Annotated in this window: 6 protein-coding genes and 1 pseudogene; 5 read left to right on the top strand and 2 right to left on the bottom strand. The window is 68.6% G+C overall.

Annotation, left to right across the window (positions count from 1 at the left end):
- The coding region (locus A5691_RS01315; protein WP_231972866.1) for an MFS transporter at nt 1-680 on the bottom strand (680 nt) is incomplete at its 3' end.
- A 353-nt stretch (nt 681-1033) separates the two neighbouring features.
- Between A5691_RS01315 and A5691_RS01310 the strand changes: the two genes are divergently transcribed.
- The 4 genes from A5691_RS01310 (at nt 1034) to A5691_RS01295 (ending at nt 7554) form a co-directional block, all read left to right on the top strand.
- Nucleotides 1034-1813, top strand: coding sequence for a hypothetical protein (locus A5691_RS01310; protein ID WP_082950084.1), 780 nt, complete (start codon nt 1034-1036; stop codon nt 1811-1813).
- Nucleotides 1814-2008: 195 nt separating this feature from the next.
- The gene (locus A5691_RS01305; RefSeq protein ID WP_067758935.1) at nt 2009-5719 is read left to right on the top strand and encodes a multifunctional oxoglutarate decarboxylase/oxoglutarate dehydrogenase thiamine pyrophosphate-binding subunit/dihydrolipoyllysine-residue succinyltransferase subunit; all 3711 of its coding nucleotides are present in this window, start codon (nt 2009-2011) and stop codon (nt 5717-5719) included.
- 84 nt (nt 5720-5803) lie between these two features.
- Nucleotides 5804-6631 (top strand): SDR family oxidoreductase, encoded by an 828-nt coding sequence (locus A5691_RS01300; RefSeq protein ID WP_067784073.1) that lies wholly within the window; start codon nt 5804-5806, stop codon nt 6629-6631.
- A 71-nt stretch (nt 6632-6702) separates the two neighbouring features.
- Nucleotides 6703-7554 (top strand): SDR family oxidoreductase, encoded by an 852-nt coding sequence (locus tag A5691_RS01295; RefSeq protein ID WP_067784071.1) that lies wholly within the window; start codon nt 6703-6705, stop codon nt 7552-7554.
- A gap of 13 nt (nt 7555-7567) precedes the next feature.
- Here A5691_RS01295 and A5691_RS01290 read toward each other — a convergent pair whose 3' ends face one another.
- Nucleotides 7568-8437 (bottom strand): glycine betaine ABC transporter substrate-binding protein, encoded by an 870-nt coding sequence (locus tag A5691_RS01290; RefSeq protein WP_067758926.1) that lies wholly within the window; start codon nt 8435-8437, stop codon nt 7568-7570.
- Between the two features lie 56 nt (nt 8438-8493).
- Between A5691_RS01290 and A5691_RS01285 the strand changes: the two are divergent.
- Nucleotides 8494-8670, top strand: a pseudogene (locus A5691_RS01285) (NAD-dependent malic enzyme); the annotation flags it as partial.
- Nucleotides 8671-8680: the final 10 nt, after the last annotated feature.

Below are 8680 nucleotides of genomic sequence, written 5' to 3'. Positions count from 1 at the left end.
ACGAACACCGTCATGAACCCGATGCCGGCGACGATCATCGCCCAGATCCAGGGTTCCCAGTGCGCGGCCTGGCCCTGCTGCAAGCCGAACACGATCAGGAACATGCCCGCGCCGGACAACACGACGCCCACCACATCGAACCGGTGCGACTGCGTGGGCAGCACGGGGACCAGCCAGTAGGCCAGGGCCAGCCCCAGCACGCCGATCGGGACGTTGACGAAGAAGATCCACTGCCAGCCCAGCCCGTCGACCAGCACGCCGCCGGCCAGCGGGCCCACCAGGCTGGCCACGCCGGCGGTGGCGCCCCACAGGCTCACCGCGACGCCGCGGCGTTCCGGCGGGAAGATCCGGGTGATCGTCGACAAAGTCTGGGGCGTGAGCACGCCGGCGCCCACGCCTTGGACGACGCGGGCGGCGATCAACATCGCGGCGCTGCCCGACAGCCCGCACCACACCGAGGCGACGGTGAACACCACCAGCCCGATCAGGTACATGTTCTTCGGGCCGAATCGGTCACCGAGCCGCCCGGCCACCAGCAGCACGACCGCATAACCCAGCAGGTAGGCGCTGGTCACCCAGATCACGGTGTCGTAGCCGATGTGCAGGTTCGTCATGATCGTCGGGTTCGCGATGGCGACGATCGTCGAGTCGACCATGATCATGAAGAAGCCGATCATCATCGCCCAGAGCGCGTTCCAGGGCTTCTGCGACTGCGGCGAGTTCTCGATCAGGAGGTTTCGGCGCCCGCTGTGGGGTGGATTCGGCGCCGCGCGCCGGGTTCCCCCGGCCGACGGAGGCGTCGCCGTGGCCATCTCCCCACCTCGTTTCCGCTTCGGACGATGCGTGCCTGCGCGGGCCTGTTCATCGATCGGCCCGGGCCATCACGGACATCCAGCCTGCATTATTGCCGCTGGGCCGATTGGGGGCAGCCACGGATCCGATCCGGGGTACACCACCCCCGAGCTTTCGTGTTCGGGCGGTGATCTGCGGCGGGCACGTTAGCCTGGTAGGACGCCATTTCAGGAGAGGCAGGATGCGGGCCCGACGGAAGCGGTCTTCGAACCGATTTTTCAGCATGTCGCACGCGGATGATGCGCCGATGCCCGCCGACGGCAGGCCCAAGGCGTCTGCGCGGGCATTGGCCCAGGTCATCGAGCGGAGCTCGCGGATCCAGGGCCCGGCCGCCGAGGCCTACGTGTCCCGGTTGCGCAACGCGCACCCGAACAGCGGCCCCGCCGACATCCTCGCCAAGCTGCAGAGACGCTATGTGGGCATGGTGACGGCCAGCGGCATGGCGGTGGGCGCGGCGGCCACCATCCCGGGTATCGGCACGTTGAGCGCGCTGTCCGCCGCCGCGGCGGAGACGGTCACGTTCCTGGAAGCTACCGCGTTCTTCGTGCTGGCTGTCGCGGTGGTGTACGACATTCCCGCCGACCACCGGGAACGGCGCCGGGCCCTGGTGCTGTCCGTGCTGGTCGGCGACAACAGCAAGGAGGCGGTCACCCAGCTGTTCGGGCCGGCGCGCACCAACGGCGGCTGGATTTCCGAGAGCATGGCCGCGGTGCCGCTGTCGTCGATGTCGCGGCTGAACTCGCGGCTGCTCAAGTCCTGGGTCAAGCGGTATACGCTGCGCCGCGGCGCCCTGGTGTTCGGCAAGCTGCTGCCGGTCGGCATCGGCGTCGTCGTCGGAGCCGTCGGCAACTATTTCGCCGGCAGGAAGATCGTCCGCAACGCCAACCGCGCCTTCGGCACCCCGCCGGTGCGCTGGCCACGCGCGCTGCACCTGGTGCCGCCCTTCCACGAAGCCGGCTAGCGAACGGCCGTCCCCCTCCATACCCCCGTCTCCCTGGCGAATTGCTGGCGAAAGGTTAGCCTTTATAGGGCGGAAACGTTGAGCATCGCCACTGGTGTGACATGCTCCACACTCCGGGGTCGACAAACGTGCGGGCGCCGCGCCACAACAGGTAAAAGCGCTTGCCGGACAGAGGAATTGAGGCGAACAGCGGTCGTGAGCAACATAAGTTCACCATTCGGGCAAAACGAATGGCTGGTCGAGGAGATGTACCGCAAGTTCCGCGACGACCCCTCCTCGGTCGATCCGAGCTGGCATGAGTTCCTCGTCGACTACAACCCCGAGCCGACCGGCGACTCCCCCTCGAGCGCGGCCACCGGCGACGGCCAGGCGGCCGCCAGCGCACCGCAGCCAACGCCCGCGCCGCCGGTAACCCAGACCGCCGCGCCCGCCAAGCCCGCGGGCTCCGCCGGCAACGGCGCCCCCGCCGCACCGGCGAAAGCCAAGGCCCCGACTCCCCCGCCTGCCGAGGGCGACGAGCTGCAGACGCTGCGCGGCGCCGCGGCCGCCGTCGTCAAGAACATGTCCGCCTCGCTGGACGTGCCGACCGCCACCAGCGTCCGCGCCGTTCCCGCCAAGCTGCTCATCGACAACCGTATCGTCATCAACAACCAGCTCAAGCGCACCCGCGGCGGCAAGATCTCGTTCACCCACCTGCTCGGCTACGCGCTGGTGCAGGCGATCAAGCAGTTCCCGAACATGAACCGGCACTACGCCGAGGTCGACGGCAAACCCACCGCGGTCACCCCGGCGCACACCAATCTGGGCCTCGCCATCGACCTGCAGGGCAAGGACGGCAAGCGCTCCCTGGTGGTGGCCGGCATCAAGGGCTGCGAAACCATGCGGTTCGCGCAGTTCGTCACCGCTTACGAGGACATCGTCCGCCGCGCCCGCGACGGCAAGCTGACCGCCGAAGACTTTGCCGGCGTGACGATTTCGCTGACCAACCCCGGCACTATCGGCACCGTGCACTCGGTGCCGCGGCTCATGGCCGGCCAGGGCGCCATCATCGGCGTCGGCGCCATGGAGTACCCGGCGGAGTTCCAGGGCGCCAGCGAGGAACGCATCGCCGAGCTGGGCATCGGCAAGCTGATCACGCTGACCTCCACCTACGACCACCGCATCATCCAGGGCGCGGAATCCGGCGACTTCCTGCGCACCATCCACGAGATGCTGCTGTCGGACGCCTTCTGGGACGAGATCTTCCGCGAACTGGGCAACCCGTACCTGCCGGTGCGGTGGAGCACCGACAACCCGGACTCGATCGTCGACAAGAACGCCCGGGTGATGGAGTTGATCGCGGCCTACCGCAACCGCGGACACCTGATGGCCGACATCGACCCGTTGCGGCTGGACGGCAGCCGGTTCCGCAGCCACCCCGACCTCGAAATCCTCAACCACGGCCTGACGCTGTGGGACCTCGACCGGGTGTTCAAGGTCAACGGCTTCGCCGGTTGCGAGTACAAGAAGCTGCGCGACGTGCTCGGGCTGCTCCGTGACGCATACTGCCGCCACATCGGCGTCGAATACACCCACATCCTCGACCCCGAGCAGCAGGAGTGGCTGCAGCAGCGCGTCGAGACCAAGCACGTCAAGCCGACGGTGGCCGAGCAGAAATTCATCCTGAGCAAGCTGAACGCCGCCGAGGCGTTCGAGACGTTCCTGCAGACCAAATACGTTGGGCAGAAACGCTTTTCGCTGGAGGGCGCGGAGAGCGTGATCCCGATGATGGACGCGGCGATCGACCAGTGCGCCGAGCACGGCCTCGACGAGGTCGTCATCGGCATGCCCCACCGCGGCCGCCTCAACGTCCTGGCCAACATCGTGGGCAAGCCCTACTCGCAGATCTTCAGCGAGTTCGAGGGGAACCTGAACCCGTCGCAGGCCCACGGCTCGGGTGACGTCAAGTACCACCTGGGCGCCACCGGCGTGTACCTACAGATGTTCGGCGACAACGACATTCAGGTCTCGCTTACCGCCAACCCGTCGCACCTGGAAGCGGTGGACCCGGTGCTCGAGGGCCTGGTCCGGGCCAAGCAGGACCTGCTGAACCGCGGCGCCCACGACGACGGCGAGGAGAAGGCCTTCTCGGTGGTGCCAATGATGCTGCACGGCGACGCCGCATTCGCCGGCCAGGGCGTGGTCGCCGAGACGCTGAACCTGGCCAACCTGCCCGGTTACCGCGTCGGCGGCACGATACACATCATCGTCAACAACCAGATCGGCTTCACCACGGCGCCGGAATACTCGCGATCCAGCGAGTACTGCACCGACGTCGCGAAGATGATCGGGGCGCCGATCTTCCACGTGAACGGCGACGACCCGGAGGCCTGCGTGTGGGTGGCGCAGCTGGCCGTGGACTTCCGCCAGCGGTTCAAGAAGGACGTCGTCATCGACATGCTGTGCTACCGCAAGCGCGGCCACAACGAAGGCGACGACCCGTCGATGACCAACCCGTCGATGTACGACGTCGTCGACATCAAGCGCGGGGTGCGCAAGAGCTACACCGAAGCCCTGATCGGTCGCGGCGACATCTCGCTGAAGGAGGCCGAGGACGCACTGCGCGACTACCAGGGCCAGCTGGAGCGGGTGTTCAACGAGGTGCGCGACCTGGAGAAACACGGCGTGCAGCCGAGCGAGTCGGTGGAGTCGCTGCAGCGCATTTCCCCGTCGTTGGCCACCGCCGTCGACAAGGCGCTGCTGTCCCGCATCGGCGACGCGTTTCTCGACCTGCCGGAAGGCTTCAGCGCGCACCCGCGCGTGCAGCCGGTGCTGGAAAAGCGCCGGGAGATGGCCTACGAGGGCAAGATCGACTGGGCGTTCGGCGAGCTGCTGGCGCTGGGTTCGCTGGTGGCCGAGGGCAAGCTGGTCCGGCTGTCGGGCCAGGACACCCGGCGCGGCACCTTCTCCCAGCGGCATTCGGTGATCATCGACCGCCACACCGGCGAAGAGTTCTGCCCGCTGCAGCTGCTGGCGACCAACAAGGACGGGACTCCGACCGGCGGCAAGTTCCTGGTGTACGACTCACCGCTGTCGGAATACGCCGCCGTCGGGTTCGAGTACGGCTACACCGTGGGCAACCCGGACGCCCTGGTGTTGTGGGAGGCCCAGTTCGGCGACTTCGTCAACGGGGCGCAGTCGATCATCGACGAGTTCATCAGCTCCGGTGAGGCCAAGTGGGGCCAGCTGTCCAACGTGGTGCTGCTGCTGCCGCACGGCCACGAGGGCCAGGGCCCCGACCACACCTCCGGTCGCATCGAACGCTTCCTGCAGCTGTGGGCGGAGGGGTCGATGACGATCGCGATGCCGTCGACGCCGTCGAACTATTTCCACCTGTTGCGCCGGCACGCCCTCGACGGTGTGCAGCGGCCGCTGATCGTGTTCACGCCGAAGTCGATGCTGCGCAACAAGGCCGCCGTCAGCGACATCAGGGACTTCACCGAGATCAAGTTCCGCTCGGTGCTCGAGGAGCCGACATACGAGGACGGCATCGGCGACCGAAGCAAGGTCACCAGGATCCTGCTGACCAGCGGGAAGATCTACTACGAGCTGGTGGCGCGCAAGGCAAAGGACAACCGGGACGACGTCGCGATCGTGCGCATCGAGCAGCTCGCCCCGCTGCCCAAGCGCCGGCTCAACGAGACGCTGGACCGCTACCCCGGCGCCAGGGAGTTCTTCTGGGTGCAGGAGGAGCCGGCCAACCAGGGCGCGTGGCCGCGGTTCGGCCTGGAGCTGCCCGAGCTGCTGCCCGACAAGCTCACCGGGCTCAAGCGCATCTCCCGCCGGGCGATGTCGGCGCCGTCGTCGGGCTCGTCGAAGGTGCATGCGGTCGAGCAGCAGGAGATCCTCGACACGGCCTTCCGCTGACCGCGGGTTGCCCACCCACGCGTACCGGGGACCGTCGGTACCGGCTAGCCTCGACGCAATTGGGCCGTGGAAGGAAGGGTGCTCATGCAGGGGTTCGCCGGCAAGGTCGCAGTGGTGACGGGCGCGGGTTCGGGGATCGGGCAGGCGCTGGCCGTCGAGTTGGCGCGCTCCGGCGCCAAGGTCGCGATCAGCGACGTCGACCTCGAGGGGCTCGCCGAGACCGAGGCACGGTTGAAGGCGATCGGAGCCGAGGTCAAAGCCGACCGGCTCGACGTGACCGAGCGCGAGGCCTTCCTGGCCTACGCCGACGCGGTCCGCGAGCACTTCGGCAAGGTGAACCAGATCTACAACAATGCCGGCATCGCCTTCACCGGCGACGTCGAAGTCAGCCAGTTCAAGGACATCGAACGGGTGATGGACGTCGACTTCTGGGGCGTCGTCAACGGCACGAAGGCGTTCCTGCCGCACCTGATCGCCTCCGGCGACGGCCACGTCATCAACATCTCCAGCGTGTTCGGCCTCTTCGCGGTGCCCGGGCAGGCGGCCTACAACTCGGCCAAATTCGCGGTCCGGGGATTCACCGAGGCGTTGCGACAGGAAATGGTGGCGGCCGGCCACCCGGTGGCGGTGACCACCGTGCACCCCGGCGGCATCAAAACCGCGATCGCCCGCAACGCCACCGCCGCCGAGGGCCTCGACCAGGCCCAGCTGGCCAGTCTGTTCGACAAACGGCTTGCCAAGACCAGCCCGCAGCGAGCGGCCCAGGTCATCCTGGAAGCCGTCCGCAAGAAGAGGGCCCGGGTGCTGGTCGGCACGGACGCGAAGGTTCTGGACGTGATGGTGCGCGTGGCCGGCCCGTACTATCAGCAGCTGTTCGGCCCGGTCATGGGCCGGCTGATGCCCAAGCAGTGATGGATTCCATAGCGGCGAATCGCCGCACCGGATAGCCTCGACGCGGTCACGCCGCCACAAGGGAGCACCGCATGCATGAGTTCGCCGGCAAGGTCGCCGTCGTCACGGGCGCGGGTTCGGGCATCGGCCGGGCGCTGGCCCTGGAACTGGGCCGCGCGGGTGCCAAGCTCGCGATCAGCGACGTGGACACCGATGGGCTGGCGCAGACCGAGGAACAGCTCAAGGCCATCGGCGCGCCCGTCAAAGCCGATCGCCTCAACGTGACCGAGCGCGAGGCCTTCCTGGCCTACGCCGACGCGGTCCGCGAGCACTTCGGCCAGGTCAACCAGCTGTACAACAACGCGGGCATCACGTTCGTCGGGTCGATCGAGGACAGCCGGTTCAAGGACATCGAACGGGTGATGGACGTCGACTATTGGGGCGTCGTCAACGGCACCAAGGCGTTCCTCCCGCACCTCATCGCCTCCGGCGACGGCCACCTCATCAACATCTCCAGCGCGCTCGGCCTGTTCGCCGCGCCGGGCCAGGCGGCATACGTCTCCGCCAAGTTCGCGGTCCGCGGCTTCACCGAGGCGCTGCGACAGGAAATGGTGCTGGCGGGTCACCCGGTGCGGGTGACGACCGTGCACCCGGGCGGCGTGAAGACGGGGTTCGCCCGCAACGCGATCTTCGCCGAGGGCCTGGACCAGGACGGCCTGGCGGAGCTGTTCGAGGAGCAACAAGCCAAGACCACGCCGCAGCGGGCGGCGCAGGTCATCTTGGCGGGCGTGCGCAAGGACAGGGCGCGAGTGTTGGTCGGACCGGACGTCAAGGCCATGGATTTGGTGGTGCGGCTGACCGGTTCGCAGCCCGAGCGGCTCCTGCGCGGCCCCGTCATGGGTCGCGTGCAGCGTGTCGTGACCCGGTTGCTGCCCAAGCGCTGACCCCGGCCGCCCGTCACCGCCCCAGTGGGTGTTCCGCCAACCAGCCGCCGGCCACCGCCTGCGGGTCGGCTCCCCCGGCCACCTGGCGGCGCATGTCGACCAGGGCCGCCGTATCCAGGACCCCGGCCACTTCATTGATCGCCAGCAGTTGCCGGTCGCTCAGCGCGTTGCGGCGATACAGCGGCACCACGTTCTCGGCCCGTATCAGCGCGGGCTTCCCGTCGACGAGCGTGACCAGGTCGGCGGGCAGGCCGGGGTCGGCTGTGGTCGTCCACCCCGCGGTCAGTTGACCGGCCTTCACCGCGTTGAACATCGTTGTCTCGTCGGGGAATTCGCGCGGAACGGGGAGCCGGCAGGTGCCCACGTTCGAAGGGGCCGGGCGCCCGGTGACGGCGCCGACGACGAGGCCGGCGCAGTGCTTCGGCAGCGTGCTCAGGTCGGCGCTGACGTCGCTGCCGCCCCACGCCTTCGCGGTGGCCCCCGTCACCAGCAGCACGGGCTTGTCTTCCGCGGCGGTCGTGTAGTCGCCCGCCGCGACGCCCTCGGGTAGCGCGGCGACCATCGCGCGGTAGACGTCGGCGTCAGACGTCGCGACCGCGCCGGGCTGCAGGCTCTCCAGTTTGCGTCCGGTAAACGCCGGGACGACGGTGAAGGCACCCGCGTCCAGGCGCGCCATCGGATCGTCCGCGGTCTCGGCGCGCGCCGCGAAACCATAGGACCGCAGCGCGGCCACGTAGACGCCGGCCAGCAGCGCCGACTCCGAATCCGCCCCCGAGCCGACCACCAGTTCCGGGCGGGCGCGGTGTTCACCGGTATCCGTGCCGCAGCCGGCCGCGGCGAGCAGGGCGGCGACCAGCGGCACCGCCAGCCAGCCGGTTCTCACCCCGCGATGTCTGCGGGATCTGCGGCCAGCGCGACCGCCGTGGCGACCGCGTGCCCGACGCGCGCAGGATCACCGAAAAGATGATGGTGGCCGCGGCCGAGGCGATCTTCTCGGTCGTCAGCGATGACCTGGCTTTCGACCGGATCGTCCCCAGCCCGCTGGACCTGCGCGTCGGGCACGCGGTCGCCACGGCGGTCGCGCTGGCCGCAGATCCCGCAGACATCGCGGGGTGAGAACCGGCTG

Source organism: Mycobacterium sp. E183 (assembly GCF_001667735.1).
In the GTDB taxonomy this organism is placed as follows: Bacteria; Actinomycetota; Actinomycetes; order Mycobacteriales; family Mycobacteriaceae; genus Mycobacterium.
This window is presented reverse-complemented; position numbering and strand designations above follow the sequence as displayed.